Consider the following 23,426-nt stretch of genomic DNA (forward strand, 5'->3'; position numbering starts at 1 on the left):
CCGCCCGGAAACGGCCCGTTGGAGGCCCGCGGCACCCCGTACCTTGACCTTTTGCCCGGCTGCCAGTAGATACCCGCTACCTGCTGCCGGCCCGTTTGACGGATATCCGGCGCGGCTTTGAATTCCCCCGAACAATCGAGCCCGCTGTGCGGCTCATCCTTCGAGAGAGGGCTGGGCGCGAGAGGGCTGTTCGGATTCGCTTTAAATCACAATCGTCTCACGAAGGACGCGGTAACCAACGATGGCTTTCAGCCCGTTCAAATTCCTGCAGGAAGTGCGCTCGGAGACCGCCAAGGTCACCTGGCCGACGCGCCGCGAGACGACGATCACCACGATCATGGTGTTCGTGATGGTTGCACTGGCTTCGATCTTCTTCTTCTTGTCGGATCTGATCATCCGCTACGTCGTCACTTTCCTCTTGGGCGTCCAATGATGAGCACCGGAACCCTTACGATGGACAAGCGCTGGTATATCGTTCACGCCTATTCGAACTTCGAGAAGAAGGTCGCGGAATCGATCCGCGAGCAGGCGAAGCAGCGCGGACTCGAGGAACTGTTCGATCAGGTGCTGGTGCCGACCGAAAAGGTCACCGAAGTGCGCCGCGGCCGGAAGATCGACGCCGAGCGCAAGTTCTTCCCGGGCTACGTACTGGTGAAGATGAAGCTGACCGACGAGGCGTTCCATCTCATCAAGAACACGCCCAAGGTGACCGGCTTCCTCGGCGCCGAAAACAAGCCGATGCCGATCTCCGAATCCGAGGCGATGCGGATCCTGCACCAGGTGCAGGAAGGCGTCGAACGTCCGAAGGCGTCGGTATCGTTCGAAATCGGCGAGAACGTGCGGGTGGCCGACGGTCCGTTCGCGTCGTTCTCCGGCGTGGTTGAAGAAATTGATGAGGCGCGTTCGCGCGTGAAGGTCGCGGTGTCGATCTTCGGCCGCGCTACGCCCGTCGAACTGGAATTCGGTCAGGTCGAGAAGGTCTGATTGATACTGTCATTGCCGGGCTAAAGCGCGAAGCGCGTCTTCGCGCTAGAAGACCGGCAATCCATCTGCTTCGTAACAATGCGTCTTACGAAGGTCGATGGATGCCCGGGTCAAGCCCGGGCATGACGAGAAGGGAGGCGGCAACGCTTCCAAAGAGCCGTGGAAGGGGACTGACGGTCGCCAGCCGTCATGCGAACCGTACCACGGTCCTGTGAAGCTTCCGGATTGTCCGGAGCAACATGAGGAGCAATACATGGCAAAGAAAGTGACCGGATACCTGAAGCTTCAGGTCCCGGCCGGTGCGGCGAATCCTTCGCCCCCGATCGGTCCCGCGCTTGGTCAGCGCGGCCTCAACATTATGGAATTCTGCAAGGCGTTCAACGCGCAGACGCAGAAGGAAGAAAAGAACACCCCGATCCCGGTGATCATCACCATCTATGCGGACCGTTCCTTCACCTTCGAGATGAAGACGCCGCCGATGTCCCACTTCCTCAAGCAGGCCGCCAAGATCCAGTCCGGTTCGAAAGCTCCGGGCCGCGACAAGGCCGGCCAGGTGACCAAAGCGCAGGTGCGCGAGATCGCCGAGAAGAAGATGAAGGATCTCAATTGTGATTCCATCGAGGCGGCCATGAAGATGGTCGAGGGCTCCGCCCGTTCGATGGGTCTGGAAGTTGCGGGGTAACGGACCATGGCAATCGGAAAACGTTTGAAGAAGGTCCGCGAGGGCATCGACCGCGAGAAGCTCTATCCGCTCGCGGATGCCATCAAGATGATCAAGGAACGCGCCACGTCGAAGTTCGACGAGACGATCGAAATCGCGATCAATCTCGGCGTCGATCCGCGTCACGCCGACCAGATGGTTCGTGGCGTCGTCAACCTGCCGAACGGCACCGGCCGCACGCTGCGCGTCGGCGTGTTCGCCCGTGGCGCCAAGGCGGAAGAAGCCAAGGCAGCGGGCGCTGATGTCGTCGGCGCCGAAGACCTGGTCGAGAAGGTGCAGGGCGGCAATATCGATTTCGATCGCTGTATCGCCACCCCCGACATGATGCCGCTGGTCGGCCGCCTCGGTAAGGTGCTCGGCCCGCGCGGCATGATGCCGAACCCGAAGATCGGCACCGTGACGATGGACGTCACGTCCGCCGTAAAGGGCGCCAAGGGCGGCTCGGTCGAGTTCCGCGTCGAGAAGGCCGGCATTGTGCAGGCCGGTGTCGGCAAGGCGTCGTTCTCCGAGGAAAAGCTCGTGCAGAATGTGAAGGCGCTTGCCGATGCGGTGTCGAAGGCAAAGCCCGCCGGCGCCAAGGGCACCTATATCCAGCGCGTGGCGGTTTCCTCCACCATGGGCCCGGGCGTCAAGGTCGAGCCGGGCACGCTGCTCGGCTAGTTCATTGCGGTTTACGTGAATAGAAAAGGGCGGAATCGGGAAACCGATTCCGCCCTTTGCGTTTGACGACGCTTTGCGTAATCGTCGCCTGTGCCGGACTTGGCAAGAGGACTTGACAAGAAGGACTTGGCAAGAAGGAAGAACAATGCCCGAGAAGGTCCTGATCTATTCGCGTTTTCCAAAGGCCCAGATGGAGCGTTTCGGCGAACGGTTTGAACTCCTGAACGCCGCTGGCAAGCCGCCCAATGAAGTGTTTTCTGCCGAACAGCTCGCGGACATTCGTGCGATGATCACGGCCGGCGGCACGCCGCTCGGCGCTGGCGCCATGGACATGCTGCCCAGGCTCGGCGCGATCATCTGCTACGGCACCGGCTATGACGGCGTCGATCTGGCTGCGGCGGCGAAACGCAACATTGCGGTCGGTCACAGCCCGGGGGCCAACGCGGCGTCGGTCGCCGACATCGCGGTTACTTTAATGCTGGCGGCCACACGGCGACTGCTCGTCGCGGACGACTACGTGCGGGGCGGGAGCTGGGCGGCTGCAAAACCATCGCCGATGATGCGCCCGCAGGCGGGCATGCTTGGCCGCAGAATAGGCGTCTACGGCATGGGCGAGATCGGCCGCAAGATTGCCGCGCGCGTCGCCGCCTTCGAGACCGAGGTCGGCTATTTCAGCCGCAGGCAGCACGACGTGCCGTACCGATATTTTCCGAGCCTCGATGCGCTGGCCGAATGGTGCAGCGTCTTGATGATCGCGGTGCGGGCGGGGGCGGATACTAATCACGCTGTCGATGCCGATATCCTGCGCAAGCTCGGCAAGGACGGTTACGTCGTCAACATCTCGCGGGGCTCGGTCATCGATCAGACGGCGCTGATCGCAGCACTGACGGATCAGACCATCGCCGGCGCCGGTCTCGACGTCTACGCGAAGGAGCCGCATGCGCCTGATACGCTGACGGCGCTGCCTAACGTCGTGCTCTCTCCGCATATCGGCGGCCATACGCTGGAGTCGCATGTGGCGATGCAGAACTGCGTGCTGGCCAATCTGGATGCGTTTTTCGCGGAGAAACCGCTGCCATACAGGGTGGCCCTCGGCTGACGGCGTCAGTGCAACCCGGCAGGCGGCAGATGGCGCAGCTTGTCGGGATTTCGGACGATATAGATCGCGGCGATTTTCTCGCCGTCGATCGCCATGCTCATGGTGTTGTCGAGTTCGCCGTCCAGGTAGAGCAGGGCGCCGAAGGCGCCGTTGATCATGGCAGGCTCGATGCGCATGTCGTGGCCGGCGTTCTTGGCGGCAACACCGATGAAGAAACGCGCGATCTTGTCGGCGCCGATGATCGGATTGCGCGCTGCCGTCTTGCGGCCACCGCCATCGGTCAGCGCCACGGCATCCTCGCGCAGCAGCGCGGCGAGCTGCGCAACGTTGCCGCTGGCGACCGCTTCACTGAAAGCCTGCAGCAGACGGGCGTGATTGTCGGGCGCTCGCGCCGGCGCTGGGCGATTGTCGCGCACCGCACGGCGCGCCCGTGACGCCAGTTGCCGGCAGGACGCCTCGGTGCGACCGAGCATGGCGGCGATCTCGGAAAACGGCGTGTCGAATACGTCGTGGAGGAGGAAGGCCGCGCGTTCCATTGGCGACAGCCGGTCCAGCGCCAGCAGCAATGCGAACGATAGGTCGTCGGCCAGTTCGGTGGCGGCGTCGGCCGACAGGCTCTCCGCATCGAACACCGGCTCCGGCAGCCACGGCCCGACATAGACCTCCCGCTGCGCCCTCGCGCTCTTCAGGCGATCGAGACAAAGCCGGGTCACCACGGTGACGAGAAAAGCCTCCACGTTGTGGACGTCCTGCGCGCCGGCAAAGCGGAAATAGGCGTCCTGCACGACGTCTTCCGCGTCGCTGCGGCTGCCGAGCATGCGATAGGCGAGCCCGAGCAGGCGCCCGCGATGAGGCGCCAGCGGGTCGTGGTCATGCGGCCTGTTTGATGACATCGACATTGTGTCCACGGACAGTGACGCGGCGGCACTCCTTGGCATAGCCGAGTCCGGCCTTCACCATCGGGAACATGCGGCCCATCTGCAGCGCCAGGGTCAGATCTATCACGCCTTTCGGGCCCCATTGGGCTCGGACGGCGTCGCGAAACTCGTCATCCTCGCCGGAGCGGCGCACCACGGCGTCGGCAAACCTGAAACCCAGCGTGGTCGCGTCGTTCATTGCGCGCGGATCGCGGCGGAGGACCGCCTCAATCTGGTCCTTGGCCATGCCGGCTTCCAGCGCCATGTCGACGACCAGTTGGGTGCAAGGGCCGCAATCCTCGGCCAACGCGCCGACGATCTTGGCCGCGAAACTCGCGTCGATCGGGACCGCCTCGCGGTGGGCGGCCGCCTTCATGAGGGGCGCGAATTTGAAGAAGGCGGAAGGGGACACGTTCAGCATCATTTCGAGATAGCCGACGTCGTACCCGTAACGCTTGGCAAATGCGCGCAAGCTGCGGCGCGCGATCCAACTACGCATGATGTTCTCCTTGGCTGGGGAAGGCGGAATAGAGGGCGGCTGCCGACGGCAGCACGATGGCGAGGAGGTCGAAGGCGGGGTAATGGGCGTGGCCGCCCGCCATGATCACCACATGGAGCAGGGCGTGGACGGCGAGGAATCCGGCACCCGCGACAGCCGCCGGCCAGTACCGTGGCCGCCATGCCCGCGCGGCCAGCGCCAGACCGGCCACGAGGAACGCGGCGCCGATGTCCTGAACGAAATGTGGGTTGAACGGGCCGGTGTCCGGCACGCCCGGCACGGTTTGGTACCAGAGCGGGCCGGCCACGAGCATGATCAGCCCGTTCAGAACCGTAAGTATCGCAAGAAAGGCCGCTAACGGACGCCGCATGGGAACCTCCTGCGGCCAAGACGAGCCTGATGACCCCGGTGTGACGGGGCCGTCAAAGAATTTCAAGGATTCGGGGCGAAAATTTTTGTTCCAGCCAGTCAGCGAACTGGTGTGAATTTTGCCCTTGGCAAGTCGGGTGAGACTCGGTAAACAACCGGCCTCCGGGCGTGCTGGCCGTAGCTGGCACGTCCGTGCGCGCATTCCGAAAACCCGGCACGGTAGGAGATCATTCCTTTCAGGACATCCGCATGGATTGCTCGAAAGGAAGGAAAACTCATCGCTTCGGTGGAATGCGGCAGGGGTCTTTCGGCTTGCCGGATGACCTCGATCCTGTCCGAGACTGCAGGCGCCCAAGTCGAAATTTGTACTGAAATGCAAATTTCTTCAACGGCTTAATCTTACGGCCTGCATAGACGGGTGAAGACCGGATTTTGCTTTAACGCCGCCCTTCGCGGCGCCGTAGCTGATTTGGTTCGAACCTCGACACCCCGCGCCATCTGGCTCGGGAGGGCAGGCTTATCAATGTCGTCTTGCCCGACGTGTCCTTGAGACTGGTGTCTAGAGGTCAGGTTTTGGGTGAGACGATGGGTGCAACCCGGCGGTCTCGCTTCTTACGAAGGCCGCCAACCGGAGAGAGCTTGCTGTGGAAAGAGCGGCAAAAAAGGACGCGGTTGAGGCGCTGAACGAGGTCTTCAAGACCACGAGCGTCGCAGTCGTCGCCCACTATTCCGGCCTCACCGTGGCCCAGATGCAGAAACTGCGTATGCAGATGAAGCAGGCGGGCGCGTCGGTGAAGGTCTCGAAGAACCGTCTCGCCAAAATTGCTCTTGAAGGCACGGATGTCGTTGCCATCGGTTCCCTGCTGAAGGGGCCGACCGTGATCGCGACTTCAAACGATCCGGTAGCGGCGCCGAAGGTTGCCATGGAGTTCGCCAAGACGAACGAAAAGTTCGTCATTCTCGGCGGCTCGATGGGTAAAACCGTCCTGGACGTGAACGGTGTTAAGGCGCTTGCCTCGCTGCCGTCACTCGATGAACTGCGCGGAAAGCTTGTCGGCCTCCTGGTGGCGCCGGCGACCAAGATCGCTCAGCTCTCGACTGCGCCCGCGGCCAAGCTCGCGCGCGTCGTCCAGGCCTATGCCTCAAAGGGCGAAGCGGCCTGACCCTTCGCTAATCTCAAAACTGGTTCGAAACCAAACGCTTAAGGAAATAGATCAATGGCTGACTTGCAAAAAATCGTCGACGACCTCTCGAGCCTGACCGTGCTCGAAGCCGCCGAACTCGCGAAGCTCCTCGAAGAAAAGTGGGGCGTTTCCGCCGCTGCCGCCGTTGCGGTTGCCGGTCCCGCCGCTGGCGGCGCCGCCGCTGCTCCGGCTGAAGAAAAGACCGACTTCACGGTCGTTCTCGCCGCTGCCGGCGACAAGAAGATTGAGGTCATCAAGGAAGTCCGCGCCATCACCGGCCTGGGCCTCAAGGAAGCCAAGGACCTCGTCGAAGGCGCGCCCAAGCCGGTCAAGGAAGGCGTGAACAAGGATGAGGCCGACAAGCTCAAGGCCCAGCTCGAAAAGGCTGGCGCGAAGGTCGAGTTGAAGTAAGCGTACTACACAGAAAAGTGTGGGGATTCGCGGGGTTAGCCCCTCGAATCTCCATGGTTCTGCCCCATATCGGGGCGGCAGCAGGAAAACACGGCAGGCGGCGGGACGGCAGGGTTCCGGGCGTAAGCCGTTGGGAGACAGTCAGATTTCGGGCTTTTTCAGTCCGTGAAGCGACCAGTTGTGACGGGCGGGTGCAGTCATGCGCCCGCGCGTCGTTTTGCGTTTTGAGGGTCTAAAGAACGGGTTCAGGACTTAATTCCTGAAAGTGGGCTTGGTTCCTTTGAGCGATTCGAAATTCAACCCGGGGGCGATGGCAGTCGCGCTTCGGAAGGTTCGCCCACAAGGGCGACGAAAATGAGAGGCCACGATGGCGCAGCAGACATTCACCGGTCGCAAACGTGTTCGCAAGTTCTTTGGACACATCAAGGAAGTCGCCGAGATGCCGAACCTCATCGAGGTTCAGAAGGCGTCCTACGACCAGTTCCTGATGGTCGACGAACCCCCGGGCGGCCGGCTGGACGAAGGCCTGCAGGCGGTATTCCGCTCGGTGTTCCCGATCTCGGACTTCTCGGGCACCTCGATGCTGGAATTCGTCCGCTACGAGTTCGAACCGCCGAAGTATGACGTCGACGAGTGCCGCCAGCGCGGCATGACCTATGCTGCGCCGCTGAAGGTGACGCTGCGCCTGATCGTGTTCGATATCGATGAGGAAACCGGCGCCAAGTCGGTGAAGGACATCAAGGAGCAGGACGTCTACATGGGCGATATCCCGCTCATGACCATGAACGGCACCTTCGTCGTCAACGGCACCGAGCGCGTCATCGTCTCCCAGATGCACCGTTCGCCCGGCGTGTTCTTCGACCACGACAAGGGCAAGACCCACTCGTCCGGCAAGCTGTTGTTTGCCGCGCGCGTGATTCCATATCGCGGTTCCTGGCTCGACATCGAGTTCGACGCCAAGGACATCGTGTTCGCGCGCATCGACCGCCGCCGGAAGATCCCCGTGACCTCGCTGATGTACGCGCTCGGTCTCGACGGCGAGACGATCCTGTCGACGTTCTACAAGAAGATCAATTTCAAGCGCGCCAAGGAAGGCTGGCGCGTGCCGTTCGACGCCGCCCGTTTCCGCGGCTACTCGACCATCAACGATCTGATCGATGCCGATACCGGCAAGGTCGTGCTCGAGGCCGGCAAGAAGCTGACCGTGCGCGCGGCGCGCCAGTTGCAGGAAAAGGGCCTCAAGGCGCTGCGCCTGTCGGATGAAGAGCTGGTCGGCAACTATCTTGCCGAGGATCTCGTCAATCCGAAGACCGGTGAAATCTACGCCGAAGCCGGCGAAGAACTCACTGAGAAGTCGCTGAAGGCGCTCAACGAGCAGGGCTACAAGGAGCTGCCGCTGCTCGACATCGACCACGTCAATGTCGGCGCCTACATCCGCAATACGCTGCATGCCGACAAGAACATGACGCGTGAAGACGCGCTGTTCGACATCTATCGCGTGATGCGTCCCGGCGAGCCGCCGACCATCGACTCGGCCCAGACCATGTTCCAGTCGCTGTTTTTCGACAGCGAGCGCTACGACCTGTCCGCGGTCGGCCGCGTCAAGATGAACATGCGCCTCGAACTCGACGCGCCCGACACCCATCGCACGCTGCGCAAGGAAGACATCCTGGCCGTCATCAAGACGCTGGTCGACCTGCGCGACGGCAAGGGCGAGATCGACGACATCGATCATCTCGGCAATCGCCGTGTGCGTTCGGTCGGCGAGTTGATGGAGAACCAGTACCGCATCGGTCTGCTCCGCATGGAGCGCGCGATCAAGGAGCGCATGTCGAGCGTCGATATCGACACCGTCATGCCGCAGGACCTGATCAACGCCAAGCCGGCGGCTGCCGCGGTGCGCGAGTTCTTCGGCTCCTCGCAGCTCTCGCAGTTCATGGACCAGACCAACCCGCTGTCGGAGATCACCCACAAGCGCCGTCTCTCGGCGCTTGGTCCGGGCGGCCTGACCCGCGAGCGTGCCGGCTTCGAGGTGCGCGACGTGCATCCGACCCACTACGGCCGCATCTGCCCGATCGAAACGCCGGAAGGTCCGAATATCGGCCTGATCAACTCGCTGGCGACGTTCGCGCGCGTCAACAAGTACGGCTTCGTCGAAACGCCCTATCGCAAGGTCAAGGACGGCCGCGTCACCGACGAGGTCGTGTACCTCTCGGCGATGGAGGAGGGCCGCTATCGCGTGGCGCAGGCCAACGTGCCGCTCGACGCCAAGGGCCGCTTCACCGAGGACCTGATCGTCTGCCGTCACGCCGGCGAAGTGCTGCCGATCACGCCTGATAAGGTCGACTATATGGACGTGTCGCCGAAGCAGCTCGTTTCGGTTGCCGCAGCCCTGATCCCGTTCCTCGAGAACGACGACGCCAACCGCGCGCTGATGGGCTCGAACATGCAGCGCCAGGCGGTGCCGCTGGTTCGCGCCGAGGCGCCGTTCGTCGGCACCGGCATGGAAGGCGTGGTCGCCCGTGACTCGGGGGCTGCGATCGCGGCCCGCCGTTCCGGCGTGATCGACCAGATCGACGCCACCCGCGTCGTGATCCGCGCCACCGAAGATCTCGACCCCACCAAGTCGGGCGTCGATATCTACCGGCTGATGAAGTACCAGCGCTCCAACCAGTCGACCTGCATCAACCAGCGTCCGCTGGTGAAGGTCGGCGACATCGTCAAGAAGGGCGACATCATCGCCGACGGTCCCTCGACCGATCTCGGCGAGCTCGCGCTCGGCCGTAACGTGCTGGTCGCGTTCATGCCGTGGAACGGCTACAACTTCGAAGACTCGATCCTGCTCTCCGAGCGGATCGTGAAGGATGACGTCTTCACCTCGATCCACATCGAGGAGTTCGAGGTGATGGCCCGCGACACCAAGCTTGGCCCTGAGGAAATCACCCGCGACATTCCGAACGTCTCGGAAGAAGCGCTGAAGAACCTCGACGAAGCCGGCATCGTCTATATCGGCGCGGAAGTTCGCGCCGGCGACATCCTGGTCGGCAAGATCACACCGAAGGGCGAAAGCCCGATGACGCCGGAAGAAAAGCTCCTGCGCGCCATCTTCGGCGAAAAGGCCTCCGACGTCCGCGATACCTCGCTCCGCGTGCCCCCGGGCGTGCAGGGCACGATCGTGGAAGTGCGCGTGTTCAACCGTCACGGCGTCGACAAGGACGAGCGTGCGCTGGCGATCGAGCGGGAAGAGATCGAGCGTCTGGCCAAGGACCGCGACGACGAACAGGCGATCCTCGACCGCAACGTCTACGGCCGCCTCGCCGAGCTCCTGGAAAACCGCCAGGGCATCGCCGGTCCGAAGGGCTTCAAGAAGGACACCAAGATCACGCGCGCCGTGCTCGAGGAGTATCCGAAGTCGCAGTGGTGGATGTTTGCGTCCCCGAACGACAAGCTGATGGCCGAAATCGAGGCGATGCGAAAGCAATACGACGAATCGAAGAAGGGCCTTGAACAGCGCTTCCTCGACAAGGTCGAAAAGCTGCAGCGTGGCGACGAATTGCCGCCCGGCGTGATGAAGATGGTCAAGGTCTTCGTCGCGGTGAAGCGCAAGATCCAGCCCGGCGACAAGATGGCCGGCCGTCACGGCAACAAGGGTGTGGTGTCCAAGATCGTTCCGATCGAGGACATGCCGTTCCTCGAGGACGGTACGCACGCGGACATCGTGCTCAATCCGCTCGGCGTGCCTTCGCGCATGAACGTCGGCCAGATTCTGGAGACGCATCTCGGCTGGGCCTGCGCAGGCCTCGGCAAGCGCATCGGCCAGACCATCGACAGCTATTATCAGAAGCAGGACCTCAAGCCGCTGCGCGAGACCCTGAAGAAGATCTATGGCGATGATGAAACCATCAAGACGCTGAACGACAACGAGCTGATGGAGCTTGGCAGGAACCTGAGCCACGGCGTGCCGATTGCGACGCCGGTGTTCGACGGCGCCAAGGAAGCCGACATCGAGGAGATGCTGAAGCTCGCGGGCTTCGACGCCTCCGGCCAGTCGACCGTCTATGACGGTCGCACCGGCGACGCCTTCGATCGCAAGGTGACGGTGGGCTACATCTACATGCTCAAGCTGCACCATCTGGTCGACGACAAGATCCACGCGCGTTCGATCGGCCCGTACTCGCTCGTCACCCAGCAGCCGCTGGGCGGCAAGGCGCAGTTCGGCGGCCAGCGTTTCGGCGAAATGGAGGTGTGGGCGCTGGAAGCTTACGGCGCAGCCTACACGCTGCAGGAAATGCTGACCGTGAAGTCGGACGACGTCGCCGGCCGTACCAAGGTGTACGAGGCGATCGTGCGCGGCGACGACACGTTCGAGGCCGGTATTCCGGAATCGTTCAACGTGCTGGTCAAGGAAATGCGCTCGCTCGGCCTCAACGTCGACCTGCACAATTCCAAGATGGGACCGGCGCCGACGTCCGAGGCGGCCGAGTAACATCAAAGATTCCATGTCCGGCCCCAGCGCGAAGACAACTTCGCACCTGGGCCGGACATTCGCGCTTCGCTCGGACGTTGAGCGGGGCGTGGGCCAAGAAGAATTTCGAATTTGCTGCCGGTGACGATCGGCACGCGAGGAGAAGACGATGAACCAAGAAATTATGAATCTCTTCAATCCGACGACCCCGGCTCAGGTCTTCGACCAGATCCGGATCTCGATTGCATCTCCGGAGAAGATTCTGTCCTGGTCCTACGGCGAGATCAAAAAGCCGGAGACCATCAACTACCGAACCTTCAAGCCGGAGCGTGACGGCCTGTTCTGCGCCCGCATCTTCGGGCCGATCAAGGATTACGAGTGCTTGTGCGGCAAGTACAAGCGGATGAAGTACAAGGGCATCATCTGCGAAAAGTGCTCGGTCGAAGTGACGCTGTCGCGCGTCCGGCGCGAGCGCATGGGCCATATCGAACTGGCCGCGCCGGTTGCCCACATCTGGTTCTTGAAGTCGCTGCCGTCCCGTATCGGCCTGCTGCTCGACATGACGCTAAAGGATCTCGAGCGGATCCTTTACTTCGAATATTACGTCGTGCTGGAGCCGGGCCTGACCGCGCTCAAGGACCGTCAGCTCCTGTCGGAAGACGAGTACCTGAAGGCGCAGGACGAATACGGCCAGGATAGCTTCACCGCCATGATCGGCGCAGAGGCGATCCGCGAGCTGTTGAAGGGGCTTGAGCTCGAAAAGCTCGAGCAGTCCCTGCGCGCCGAGATGCACGAGACCGAGTCCGACATCAAGCACAAGAAGCTCGCCAAGCGCCTGAAGATCGTCGAGGCTTTCCGCTATTCCGGCAACAAGCCGGAGTGGATGATCCTGACCGTGGTGCCGGTGATTCCGCCGGACCTGCGTCCGCTGGTGCCGCTCGACGGCGGCCGCTTTGCGACGTCCGACCTCAACGACCTCTACCGTCGCGTGATCAACCGCAACAACCGCCTGAAGCGGCTGATGGAGCTGCGCGCGCCGGACATCATCATCCGCAACGAAAAGCGCATGCTGCAGGAGGCCGTCGACGCGCTGTTCGACAACGGCCGCCGCGGTCGCGTCATCACCGGCGCCAACAAGCGCCCGCTGAAGTCGCTGGCCGACATGCTCAAGGGCAAGCAGGGCCGTTTCCGGCAGAACCTGCTCGGCAAGCGCGTCGACTATTCGGGCCGCTCCGTGATCGTGGTCGGTCCCGAATTGCGCCTGCATCAGTGCGGCCTGCCGAAGAAGATGGCGCTTGAGCTGTTCAAGCCGTTCATCTATTCGCGGCTCGACGCCAAGGGCCTGTCAACCACCGTGAAGCAGGCGAAGAAGCTGGTCGAAAAGGAGCGTCCCGAGGTCTGGGATATTCTCGACGAGGTGATCCGCGAGCATCCGGTGCTGCTCAACCGCGCGCCGACGCTGCATCGCCTCGGCATTCAGGCGTTCGAGCCGGTGCTGATCGAGGGCAAGGCTATCCAGCTCCATCCGCTGGTTTGCGCCGCGTTCAACGCCGACTTCGACGGCGACCAGATGGCCGTGCACGTCCCGCTGTCGCTCGAAGCGCAGCTCGAAGCGCGCGTCTTGATGATGTCGACCAACAACATCCTGCACCCTGCGAACGGCCAGCCGATCATCGTGCCGTCGCAGGACATCGTGCTCGGTCTCTATTACGTGTCAATCATGCGCGAAGGCCTGCCCGGCGAGGGCAAGATCTTCGGCGACATGGCCGAGCTCGAGCACGCCCTGCATTCGAAGGTCATCCACCTCCACACCAAGATCAAGTATCGGTGGGAAGGGACTGACGAGAACGGCAAGACCACCAGGCGCTGGATCGAGACCACCGCGGGCCGCGTCATGCTCGGCACATTGCTGCCGAAGAACCCGAAGATTTCGTACGAGATCATCAACAAGCTGATGACCAAGCGCGAAATTTCCGGCGTGATCGACCAGGTCTACCGTCACTGCGGTCAGAAGGAGACAGTGATCTTCTGCGACCGCATCATGGCGCTGGGCTTCTACAATGCGTTCAAGGCCGGCATCTCGTTCGGCAAGGACGACATGGTCGTGCCGCACTCAAAGTGGAAGATCGTCGACACCACCCGTACGCTGGCGAAGGATTTCGAGCAGCAGTACAATGACGGCCTGATCACCCACGGCGAGAAGTACAACAAGGTGGTCGACGCCTGGTCGAAGGCGACCGAAGAAATCGCCAAGGAGATGATGAAGGAAATCTCCTCGACCAAGAAGACGCCGAAGGGCGCCGACGCCGACATCAACTCGATCTACATGATGGCGCATTCGGGTGCGCGCGGTTCGCCGGCCCAGATGCGTCAGCTTGCCGGTATGCGCGGCCTGATGGCGAAGCCGTCGGGTGAGATCATCGAGACGCCGATCATTTCCAACTTCAAGGAAGGTCTGTCGGTGCTCGAGTACTTCAACTCGACCCACGGCGCCCGCAAGGGTCTCGCGGACACCGCGTTGAAGACCGCTAACTCCGGTTACCTGACCCGCCGTCTGGTCGACGTGGCGCAGGACTGCATCATCACGCAGGACGATTGCGGCACCAAGCTCGGCATCAAGATGCGCGCCATCGTCGATGCCGGAACGGTCGTCGCTTCGCTGGCCTCGCGTATTCTCGGCCGCACCGCGGGCGAGGATCTGCGCGATCCCGCGACCAACAAGGTCGTGGTCAAGCGCGGCACGCTGATGGAGGAGACGCATGTCGACGCCATCCAGCAGGCCGGCATCCAGGAAGTGAAGATCCGCTCGGCGCTGACCTGCGAACTCGTCAACGGCATCTGCGGCAAGTGCTACGGCCGCGACCTGGCCCGCGGCACGCCGGTCAACCACGGCGAGGCGGTCGGCGTCATTGCCGCCCAGTCGATCGGTGAACCGGGCACGCAGCTCACGATGCGCACGTTCCACATCGGCGGCGCAGCGCAGATCAACGAGCAGTCGTTCGTCGAATCGAATTTCGAAGGCAAGGTCACCATCAAGAACAAGGCCATCGCCAGGAACAGCGAAGGTCACTTGATCGCGATGGTCCGCAACATGGTCGTTGCGATCACCGATGCCGACGGAACCGAGCGTGCTACCCACCGCATCCAGTACGGCGCGCGCATGCACGTCGACGAAGGCGATATGGTCAAGCGCGGCCAGCGCATCGCGGAATGGGATCCGTACTCACGTCCGGTTCTCACCGAAGTCGAAGGCACCATCGGATTCGAGGATCTGGTCGAAGGCCAGTCGATCTCGGAAACGCTGGACGAATCCACCGGTATCGCCAAGCGCGTCGTCATCGACTGGCGCGCGTCGCGGGGCGGGGCGGATCTGCGTCCTGCCATCGTCGTCAAGGGCAAGGACGGCAAGGTGCTGAAGCTCGCACGTGGCGGCGATGCCCGCTACATGCTGTCGGTCGACGGCATTCTGTCGGTCGACGTCGGTGCCAAGGTCAAGGCTGGCGACATTCTGGCGCGTATCTCCACGGAAAGCGCCAAGACACGCGACATCACCGGCGGTCTGCCGCGGGTGGCCGAACTGTTCGAGGCCCGCAAGCCAAAGGACGCGGCGATCATCGCGGAAATCGCGGGCACGATCCGTTTTGGCCGCGACTACAAGAACAAGCGCCGCATCTCGATCGAGCCGATGGACAAGACCGAGGAGCCGCGCGAGTACCTGATCCCGAAGGGCAAGCACATCCATCTGCAGGACGGCGACATCGTCGAAAAGGGCGATTTCATCGTCGAAGGCAATCCGGCGCCGCACGACATCCTGGCGATCAAGGGCATCGAGGAACTCGCTGCCTATCTGGTCAACGAAATCCAGGAGGTCTACCGGCTGCAGGGCGTGCTCATCAACGACAAGCACATCGAGGTGATTGTCCGTCAGATGCTGCAGAAGGTCGAGGTCACCGACCAGGGCGACACCGACATGATCTCGGGCGAGCAGGTCGACAAGATCGAGTTCGACGCGCTCAACGTGAAGGCCAAGGAAGAGGGCAAGAAGCCCGCCACGGGAACGCCGGTTCTGCTCGGCATCACCAAGGCGAGCCTGCAGACCCGTTCGTTCTTCTCGGCTGCCTCGTTCCAGGAGACCACCCGCGTGCTCACCGAAGCTGCCGTCAACGGCAAGGTGGACCCGCTGGAAGGCCTCAAGGAGAACGTCATTGTCGGCCGGCTGATCCCGGCGGGCACCGGCGCCTCGATGGCCAAGATCCGCGAAGTCGCCGTCAAGCGCGACAAGCTGATTCTCGACGAGCGCGAGAAGCAGGCGGCCATCGTGCCGACCGCTCCGGAAGCCGAACCGCTGGCATTGCCGCCGGCGGAGTAAGGGCTCCACGCCAATCAACAGGAAAGCCGGCTGCGAAGCCGGCTTTTTCTTTTTACGAGCGAGGATATTGCTTCACCCGGATGGGTGACCGCTGCTATCAAGTCAGGAAATGGCCTCCTGCCATAACGGTAATGTTTGCAATTCCCCATGAGCGGCTCGGCTCATTTTGAACCCCTGATCGACCGCATTTACGAAGCGGGGCTCATTCCGTCGCTTTGGCCGGCTGTGCTCGGCGAACTCAGCGCAGCGATTGGCGGCAACGGCGGCTTTCTGTTCGGCGTGCGCGATGGCTACACGAGTGCGGTCAATTCTGTCGAATATGACCAGCTCATGCCGGTGTTCTTGGGAGACGGATGGAGCGAACGCGATCCAAATCTACCGCGCGCCATCGCCCTCAATCATGCAGGCTTCGTCACTGATTATGATCTCCTCTCGGAGGAGGAGATTGCGACCAACGACGTCTATTGCAACTTTTACCGCAAACACGGCCTTGGCTACCGCGCCGGGACGATCATTCCGATGCCGAGCGGCGATTCAATCGCGATCGTGATGCCGCGGCATCAGGATCATGGCCCGGTACCCCGCGAAGTCGTCGCCTTGCTGGATGGATTGCGTCCGCATCTGGCCCGGGCTTCGCTTGCGGCAAACCGCTTCGGCTTCGAGCGCGCCCGTGCGCAGGCTGATGCGTTGCAGGTGTTGGGGCTGCCGGGCGCGGTGCTGCACGGGCGCGGCCGGGTGTTCGCCGCAAACGATCTGTTCGAAGCGCTGGTCCCTTCGCTGTTTCAGGATCGTATCGAGCGCGTAATGGTGACGGATGCCACGGCGGACGCGCTGCTTGCGGAGGCGCTCGGTACGCAGTCCCTTGCCGGCGGCCAGACTGTCAAATCGATACCGATCGCTGCGACGGCAGACCGCGTGCCGATGGTATTGCATGTCATCCCCGTGCGCGGCGATGCGCGCGATATCTTCACCCAGGCCACTGCGCTGTTGGTGGTGACGCCGGTCGATCGCGCCGTGGTGCCGACGGCGGAAGTCCTGCAAGGCTTGTTCGACCTGACGCCGGCGGAGGCGCGTGTGGCGCGGGGCATCGGCCAGGCTGTCACCATCGATGCGCTTGCGGATGCGACCGGCGTCAATCGCGAGACGGTGCGCAGCCAGCTCAAGGCCGTGCTATCGAAGACCGGCCTGTCGCGCCAGCAGGAGCTTGTCAGCCTGCTCGCCGGCAAGGCGTTCCGTGGCGAATAGACAACCGCGCCGTGCAGCACTGGACTCGAAACGGCCGACCGTGCTGCTGCCAGAATAGCGCACCCGCAAGAATACGGTGCGAAGACAAAAGGTCGGCGCAAGCCGGCCTTCTTGCTGCTTTCTTTCATTGCTGCGTTGCGAGGGCCTGCTTTGTTCATCTTCCCTTCAGGGTGAAAAGGGCTTTTGCTAGCGGTTTAGACCGGCTGCTTTACTAAAAGCATGGGGAGCCGGAGGGCGACGGAAAAGACATGTTGGATCTTGCGATTGTAGGGGGCGGCCCGGGCGGCTTGATGAGCGCCTGGTATTTGAAGAAAAAGCTCGGCGATCTCTGCCGCATCACGATCTACGAGGCGTCCGACCGTGTCGGGGGTAAGATCGTTTCGCGCAAATTCGATACCGCGCCGGCGATGTACGAGGCAGGCGTCGCCGAGATCTACGATTATTCGATGACCGGCCCGGATCCGCTGCGGGAACTGATCCAGCATTTCGGCCTGCAGACGATACCGATGGACGCCGAGCAGGTGCATATCGACGGCGAACTGCTCCACGACGTGCCGGGCATGCGCCGCAAGTATGGCGAGAAGACCGCGGCTGCGATTGAGGCGTTCCGCAAGCGTTGCAGCGATATGGTGTCGCCAATCGAATATTATGAAGGCGTCGGCGCCCACGACAACGAGCATCCCTGGGCCTACAAGACCTGCGAGGAAGTGCTGGACGAGGAAGTCGACGATCCCACGGCCAAGCGGTTCTTCAAGGTGATGGCGCGATCGGATATCGCGACCGAGAGCCACAACACCAACGGGCTGAACGCGCTGAAGAATTTCGTGATGGATGTCGACGGCTATATCAGCCTGTACTCGATCCAGAACGGCAACGAGCAGTTGATCGACTGCCTGCGCTCGGAAGTCGATGCCGACATCCAGCTCAATCATCGCGTGCTCAAGGTCGGAAAGACCTCCTCGGGTCGCTATCAGCTCAACATGATGAACGGGAAGGGGCCGGAGACACGGGATTTCGATCTGGTGCTGATGTGCCTGCCGCATTCCTGGCTCGCCACCATGCGCTGGGACGGCGAAGACCTGCGCAAGTCGATGGTCAAGCATGTCGCCTATTTCGACCGTCCGGCGCATTATCTGAGGGTTTCGATCCTGTTCGACGAACCGTTCTGGGGCGAGAAGATCGCCGGCGCCTGGTTCATGTCGGAAGCGTTCGGCGGCTGCTGCGTCTACAACGAGGGCGCCCGCCACGACGTCGGCAAGCACGGCGTGCTCAACTGGTTGATCGCCGGGTCGGACGCGCTGGCATTTGCCAACCTCAGCGACCAGGAACTGATCGACGCCGCGCTCAAGTCGCTGCCGGCTTCGTTCGGCGATGCGCGCGATCATTTCCTGGAAGGCAAGATCCACCGCTGGTTGTCTTCGGTCAACGCGATTCCCGGCGGCCTGCCGGTGCGTGACGTCATGACCAACCACCGCCCGGAGCCGAAGCAGCATCCGGGGATCGTCGTGGTCGGCGACTACCTGTTCGATTCGACGCTAAACGGTCTGCTCGACTCCTCCGACGCCGCCACCGATATCATTCTGACCGAGATGATGCGGTTGCGCCGTGCCCGTGCACAGCAGGGCGAGGTGTCGTCCGACAAGATCGACCGCAGCTATTTCGAGAATTACCGCGGCCTTGGTCCTTACAGCGAAGTCTGGAGCAAGTTTACCGATCCGGCTTATCTCACCGACCTGATCAAGATCGTCTGGGACAGGGCCAAGGGCTACAAGCTGCTCGTTGCAGGCTCGGCCAGCGGCGAACTGGTCGGCGCGCTGCGCGAGCGCGGCATCGATGCCTGGGGCATCGAGAACAACCGAGCGATCCACGCAAAAACGCCGAAGGCGGTGCGGAAGTTCAACAAGCTCGGCTCCATCGTCGACATGCCGTTCAAGGACGATGAGTTCGATTTCGTGTTCGAGACCAGCCTGTGTCACGTTTCCGAAAAGCAGGTCCCGCGCGCGGTGCGCGAGCTCAACCGCGTCGTGAAGACCGGACTGGTGTTCGGGTCGGTGACGTCGGACATGGCGCCCGCGCTGATCGACCGCTACGACCTGTTGCGCGGCGTGAAGAAGCTCGGCACCTGGTGGGAGTGGTCTGAATTGTTCTTCGGCAACGGGTTCGACCTCTCGATGCACCGCCGCGACTGCACCGATGCGGTGTGGGCCGCGACGCTGGCCGCCAACAAGGGGCCGGGCCAGTGGTACGCCGACTCCGACAGCCTGCGCTATTCGTTTTTTGACAAGGTCGAATCAGACGATTGAGCTCCGCCCGGTTGTATTAAGGCGCGACTGGCTCTGGACTGGCTCTGATGAATCAGAGTCAGTCGCGCCAAATGTTTGCCGAATTCATCCCGATCGCATAGAATCCTTTGCGGTAGCGCTCGCCGCTGCCGCGTTCGATTTGCGGTCATGCCGGCCGTGCAGCATCGGTTGGTTTCATGGCGCCCAAGCCTCCTTCCTCGGATGATCAGAATCCCGCGCCGGCGGACGATCCTGAGCTTGCGAAGAAGCTCGCGGTTGAGGCTGCCGCTGCGCCCCTGGCTGGTGGCAAGGCGGCCGGTGCGCCTCCTGACGACGAAAAGGACAGCGAAGAGGACGAGCTGGAGCTCGACGACGATGATGATGACGAGGACCTCGTCGTCTTCACCGCCAAGGAAGCCGCCGGCGCGATGGCCACCGTCTACGGCTTCGTCAAGCCGTATCTGGGCAATTACAGGAAGCTGCTTGTCTTCGTGACCTTCGGCGTTCTCGTTGAGACGCTGTTCAACGTCATCATGCCGCTGAGCCTGAAATTCCTGATCGACGACGCGCTCGGCGAAGAGGATTTTCAGGCGCTCTACAAGATCCTTGGCGTGCTTGCGGTCGCCGGCATCATCACCTCGATCATTGCGGTCTGGTACGAGCGCTGGGATGCGCGGCTGGCGGCATGCATCATTGCCGATGTGCGGACGCGGCTGTTCGAACACGTCCAGAACCTGCCGGCGTCGTATTTCGCCCGGACCAAGCGCGGTGAAATCCTCTCGCGCTTCTCAATCGACCTTGCGGCCTTCGAGGGTTCGATCAAGACCTTCGCCAACAGCGCTGCCTTGCCGTTCCTGGAACTGATCGCCGGCATCATCCTGATGCTGTTTTTGAACTGGCAGCTTGCGGCCGTGGCGCTCCTGGTGTTTCCGATCACGCTGATCGGGCCGCGGATTTTGACGCCGAAGGCGGTGCAGGCGAATTACGAGCAGAAGCTCAACGAATCGGCGCTGCTCGGCACCGTGCAGGAAAACGTGGCGGCGCAGGCGGTGATCAAGGCATTCAGCCTGCAGCGCCGCACGCTCGGCTGGTTCACCATGCGCAACCAGCAAGTCCGCATCAAGACCGCGTCCGCCGTCTTCCTCTCCACGATGGTGGAACGCACCGTCACCATTTCAGTATTGCTGCTGCACCTCGTGGTGCTGGCGATCGGCGCCTATCTCGCCACCAAGGGCCAGATCACCATCGGCACCTTCGTCACCTTCGAAAGCGCGTTCTGGGAGGTGTCCTACAACATCGCCCATCTGATGCATTTCATTCCGGTGTCGATCCAGTCGGCGGCGGCGGTGCGGCATATGCAGGAGCTGCTGGATGAGCCGACGCGCGGTGCTGATCGTCCGGGCGCGCCTGACTTGCCGCGCATCACCAACGACATCACCTTCGACCGCGTCACTTTCGCATACGAAGGCAGCGAGACGCCCGTGCTCGACAATTTCAGCCTCAAGCTTGGCGTCGGCAAGCGTATCGCAATCGTTGGTCCCAGCGGCTCGGGCAAGAGCACGCTGCTCAACCTGATCTTGCGTCTTTACACGCCGGACGAGGGGCGGGTGGCGATCGACGGCGTCGACATCCGCCGCGTGACCCGCGAATCCCTGCGGGCGAGCATGGCGATCGTGTTCCAGGAGAACATGCTGTTCAACATGTCGATCCGCGAGAACATCCGGCTCGGCAAGGAAGGCGCCAGCGACGCGGAAGTCGAGGAAGCGGCGCGCAAGGCCGAGATTCACCGCTACATCATGAGCCTGCCGCAGAAATACGACACGCCGGTCGGCGAACGCGGCGATACGCTGTCGGGTGGCCAGCGTCAGCGCATCGCGATCGCGCGCGCGATCATCCGCAATCCCTCACTGCTGCTGCTCGATGAAGCGACGTCGGCGCTCGACCAGACCACGGAAGCCGCGATCAACCGCACGCTTCTGAACGTGGCGGAAGGGCGCACCATGATCTGGTCGACACACCGCCTGACGTCGGTGGTCGAGATGGACGAGATCATCGTGATTTCAGGCGGCAAGGCGATCGAGCGCGGCTCGCATGCGCAGTTGCTGGCAGCCAACGGTGTCTATCGCAAGCTCTGGGACGACCAGGGCCGCCACACACCGCACAACGCCGCCGCTGAGGCCGACGACGACAATGAAGACGATGACGATGAAGAGGATGATGACGCGAAGGAGTGAGCAGGGCGGTTTGACCCTGCGCTGATTCCATTGCGCATCCGCCGCAAGGCGCCTTCGCCGAACCACGCCAGGAAGCGCGCGCAGCGCTATGCACGCCGGCCGGGGCTACGATCTCCGCCTGGACCGCGCCGATCAGCGCGTCATACATGATGCCGTATTGGCGGCTGGGCGGCTTCTTCTCCAGCAGGTAGCCGAATCGCGAGATCCAGTTTTCGCCGTCATGGGTGGCCGAGCGAAGCACCGAATCGGCGATTCCGGTCTGGTAGAAGCGACCGAGCTGCTCGTCGCCGCTGATTTTTTCGACGCGGAGGTCGAATGGATAGGCCTGATGCGGATCGATCAGAACAGTCGGGATGCCCGCGCGTCCGAGCATGGCGGCCGCGGTCGAGCCGGCAAGGCCGCCCGCCGATGATCGCGATGTCGGCGTATTTCATGGGCAATCCCGGCCGTGTTGCGCCAGTTTTGCGCCCGGAAAGGCAAATAAAGGCTTAGCCGGGAAAAACTGGAACCGGAGATCGGTGCCCTCGGTCTTATTTATCCGGGTAAAAACAAGCCGAGTCGGTACGCCGCGGGAGGGCAGGGCATCGCCATTTCGGACCTCCCGAACTCGCGCGAAACGCTGAATCCGCAGACGCCGTAGGCGTTTCCAGCGTTCTCGTTTCGCTTGACTTAGCTATCCACCGCTTATAGAAGACGGCCACTTAACGACAGGCGGTGAGCAACGCCAGCGTCGGAACGGAACACCCTTTCAAATCCTTCTGGACTGAGACGGGCACCAACCTCGACGAATGCCGCTCAAACGCTGTCGATCATATTGCTAGGCAATGCCAGGACGATTTTAGTTCTCTTGAGCACGTCCTCTTGAGAGTGAACTCGGATGCATGACCTCGAAAGCAGGCCGGACAGCGAGCGCTGATCGGTCTTCATTCGCGGTCCTCTGTGGCGTCGAAGCGCTTTCCGCTCAGCGATGAGTGGTTGGCGCGATTTCGTTTTGCGTGGATGTTTTTTCACGCAAGGCGGGCCGAACGGAACGGCTAGTTCCGAGAAGAATTTGCGAGGCCATTCCAAGGTTTCGCGCGAACTAAAGGGTGAAGGCTGACATGCCGACGATCAACCAGCTGATCGCAAAACCGCGTACGGTACAGAAGTCGCGCAAGAAGGTGCCGGCGCTGCAGCAGTCGCCGCAGAAGCGCGGCGTTTGCACGCGCGTCTACACCACGACCCCGAAGAAGCCGAACTCGGCGCTTCGTAAGGTCGCCAAGGTGCGCCTGACCAACGGCTTCGAAGTGATCGGCTACATCCCGGGTGAGGGTCATAACCTTCAGGAGCACTCGGTGGTGATGATCCGCGGCGGCCGCGTCAAGGACTTGCCCGGCGTGCGCTACCACATCCTCCGCGGCGTCCTCGATACCCAGGGCGTCAAGAACCGTAAGCAGCGTCGTTCGAAGTACGGCGCGAAGCGTCCGAAGTAATCAGGAACAGAATCGATGTCTCGTCGCCATTCTGCTGAAAAGCGTGAAGTGAACCCGGATCCGAAGTTCGGGAACGTCATCATCACGAAGTTCATGAACTCGATCATGTACGACGGCAAGAAGTCTGCCGCCGAGAGCATCGTCTACGGCGCGCTCGCCATGATCGAAACCAAGACCAAGCAGGGTCCGCTGCCGGTGTTCGAGCAGGCGCTGGAAAACGTCATGCCGACCATCGAAGTGCGGTCGCGTCGTGTCGGTGGCGCCACCTACCAGGTGCCGGTCGAGGTCCGCTCGGTCCGCCGTCAGGCGCTGGGCATTCGCTGGATCATTACTGCAGCGCGCGAGCGCAACGAAAAGACGATGACGGAGCGGCTCTCGGCCGAGCTGCTCGACGCGTCGAACAACCGGGGAAATGCCGTCAAGAAGCGTGAAGATGTGCACCGGATGGCGGAAGCCAACCGCGCCTTCTCGCACTATCGCTGGTAACGGCGAAACACGGATTTTAAGGAACAGCC

At 62.2% G+C, this 23,426-nt stretch carries 17 protein-coding genes and 1 pseudogene; 14 read left to right on the forward strand and 4 right to left on the reverse strand.

Annotated elements, in window-relative coordinates; genetic code table 11:
- Positions 1 to 241: 241 nt before the first annotated feature.
- The 5 genes from secE to GWE18_RS06725 all read left to right on the forward strand — a co-directional run bounded on the left by secE (position 242) and on the right by GWE18_RS06725 (position 3,464).
- Positions 242 to 433: a preprotein translocase subunit SecE gene (gene secE, locus GWE18_RS06705; protein WP_028349074.1), complete on the forward strand. Its 192-nt coding sequence runs from the start codon at positions 242 to 244 to the stop codon at positions 431 to 433.
- A 20-nt stretch (positions 434 to 453) separates the two neighbouring features.
- The gene (nusG, locus tag GWE18_RS06710) at positions 454 to 984 is read left to right on the forward strand and encodes a transcription termination/antitermination protein NusG (protein WP_057849226.1); all 531 of its coding nucleotides are present in this window, start codon (positions 454 to 456) and stop codon (positions 982 to 984) included.
- A 253-nt stretch (positions 985 to 1,237) separates the two neighbouring features.
- Positions 1,238 to 1,666, forward strand: coding sequence for a 50S ribosomal protein L11 (rplK, locus tag GWE18_RS06715; protein ID WP_275184998.1), 429 nt, complete (start codon positions 1,238 to 1,240; stop codon positions 1,664 to 1,666).
- A gap of 6 nt (positions 1,667 to 1,672) precedes the next feature.
- On the forward strand, positions 1,673 to 2,365 hold the full coding sequence (gene rplA / locus GWE18_RS06720; protein WP_275184999.1) for a 50S ribosomal protein L1: 693 nt from the start codon (positions 1,673 to 1,675) through the stop codon (positions 2,363 to 2,365).
- Positions 2,366 to 2,510: 145 nt separating this feature from the next.
- Positions 2,511 to 3,464, forward strand: coding sequence for a 2-hydroxyacid dehydrogenase (locus GWE18_RS06725; protein WP_275185000.1), 954 nt, complete (start codon positions 2,511 to 2,513; stop codon positions 3,462 to 3,464).
- A gap of 5 nt (positions 3,465 to 3,469) precedes the next feature.
- Here GWE18_RS06725 and GWE18_RS06730 read toward each other — a convergent pair whose 3' ends face one another.
- The 3 genes from GWE18_RS06730 to GWE18_RS06740 are packed head-to-tail and all read right to left on the reverse strand — an operon-like array spanning position 3,470 to position 5,250.
- On the reverse strand, positions 3,470 to 4,357 hold the full coding sequence (locus GWE18_RS06730; RefSeq protein WP_275185001.1) for a sigma-70 family RNA polymerase sigma factor: 888 nt from the start codon (positions 4,355 to 4,357) through the stop codon (positions 3,470 to 3,472).
- Positions 4,335 to 4,880 carry a hypothetical protein gene (locus GWE18_RS06735; RefSeq protein WP_275185002.1) on the reverse strand — a complete coding sequence of 182 codons (546 nt, stop codon included), beginning with the start codon at positions 4,878 to 4,880 and terminating at the stop codon, positions 4,335 to 4,337. Before GWE18_RS06735 ends, GWE18_RS06730 begins: the two co-directional genes overlap by 23 nt.
- Positions 4,873 to 5,250: a hypothetical protein gene (locus tag GWE18_RS06740; protein WP_275185003.1), complete on the reverse strand. Its 378-nt coding sequence runs from the start codon at positions 5,248 to 5,250 to the stop codon at positions 4,873 to 4,875. Before GWE18_RS06740 ends, GWE18_RS06735 begins: the two co-directional genes overlap by 8 nt.
- 643 nt (positions 5,251 to 5,893) lie before the next feature.
- Between GWE18_RS06740 and rplJ the strand changes: the two genes are divergently transcribed.
- From rplJ to GWE18_RS06775, 7 genes are all read left to right on the forward strand, one after another.
- On the forward strand, positions 5,894 to 6,412 hold the full coding sequence (rplJ, locus tag GWE18_RS06745) for a 50S ribosomal protein L10 (protein WP_275185004.1): 519 nt from the start codon (positions 5,894 to 5,896) through the stop codon (positions 6,410 to 6,412).
- A 54-nt stretch (positions 6,413 to 6,466) separates the two neighbouring features.
- The gene (rplL, locus tag GWE18_RS06750) at positions 6,467 to 6,844 is read left to right on the forward strand and encodes a 50S ribosomal protein L7/L12 (protein WP_057849139.1); all 378 of its coding nucleotides are present in this window, start codon (positions 6,467 to 6,469) and stop codon (positions 6,842 to 6,844) included.
- A 367-nt stretch (positions 6,845 to 7,211) separates the two neighbouring features.
- A complete protein-coding gene (rpoB, locus tag GWE18_RS06755; RefSeq protein WP_275185005.1) occupies positions 7,212 to 11,330 on the forward strand; it encodes a DNA-directed RNA polymerase subunit beta in 4,119 nt (1,372 codons plus the stop codon).
- A 148-nt stretch (positions 11,331 to 11,478) separates the two neighbouring features.
- Positions 11,479 to 15,678 carry a DNA-directed RNA polymerase subunit beta' gene (gene rpoC / locus GWE18_RS06760; protein ID WP_275185006.1) on the forward strand — a complete coding sequence of 1,400 codons (4,200 nt, stop codon included), beginning with the start codon at positions 11,479 to 11,481 and terminating at the stop codon, positions 15,676 to 15,678.
- 147 nt (positions 15,679 to 15,825) lie between these two features.
- The gene (locus GWE18_RS06765) at positions 15,826 to 16,923 is read left to right on the forward strand and encodes a helix-turn-helix transcriptional regulator (protein WP_275185007.1); all 1,098 of its coding nucleotides are present in this window, start codon (positions 15,826 to 15,828) and stop codon (positions 16,921 to 16,923) included.
- Between the two features lie 248 nt (positions 16,924 to 17,171).
- Complete coding sequence (locus tag GWE18_RS06770) at positions 17,172 to 19,226, forward strand: FAD-dependent oxidoreductase (RefSeq protein WP_275185008.1); 2,055 nt, start codon at positions 17,172 to 17,174, stop codon at positions 19,224 to 19,226.
- Between the two features lie 176 nt (positions 19,227 to 19,402).
- Complete coding sequence (locus tag GWE18_RS06775; protein ID WP_275185009.1) at positions 19,403 to 21,439, forward strand: ABC transporter ATP-binding protein; 2,037 nt, start codon at positions 19,403 to 19,405, stop codon at positions 21,437 to 21,439.
- Positions 21,440 to 21,530: 91 nt separating this feature from the next.
- On the opposite strand, the pseudogene GWE18_RS06780 reads toward GWE18_RS06775, so the two are convergent.
- Positions 21,531 to 21,873: pseudogene (locus GWE18_RS06780) on the reverse strand (FAD-dependent monooxygenase); the annotation flags it as partial.
- A gap of 666 nt (positions 21,874 to 22,539) precedes the next feature.
- On the opposite strand from GWE18_RS06780, the gene rpsL reads away from it, so the two are divergent.
- Together rpsL and rpsG are read left to right on the forward strand one after the other, a co-directional pair.
- The gene (gene rpsL, locus GWE18_RS06785) at positions 22,540 to 22,911 is read left to right on the forward strand and encodes a 30S ribosomal protein S12 (RefSeq protein WP_057849132.1); all 372 of its coding nucleotides are present in this window, start codon (positions 22,540 to 22,542) and stop codon (positions 22,909 to 22,911) included.
- A gap of 15 nt (positions 22,912 to 22,926) precedes the next feature.
- Positions 22,927 to 23,397 carry a 30S ribosomal protein S7 gene (gene rpsG / locus GWE18_RS06790; protein WP_057849131.1) on the forward strand — a complete coding sequence of 157 codons (471 nt, stop codon included), beginning with the start codon at positions 22,927 to 22,929 and terminating at the stop codon, positions 23,395 to 23,397.
- The last annotated feature ends 29 nt before the right edge of the window (positions 23,398 to 23,426 follow it).

Source organism: Bradyrhizobium sp. CSA112, from assembly GCF_029051645.1.
Classification (GTDB): Bacteria; Pseudomonadota; Alphaproteobacteria; order Rhizobiales; family Xanthobacteraceae; genus Bradyrhizobium.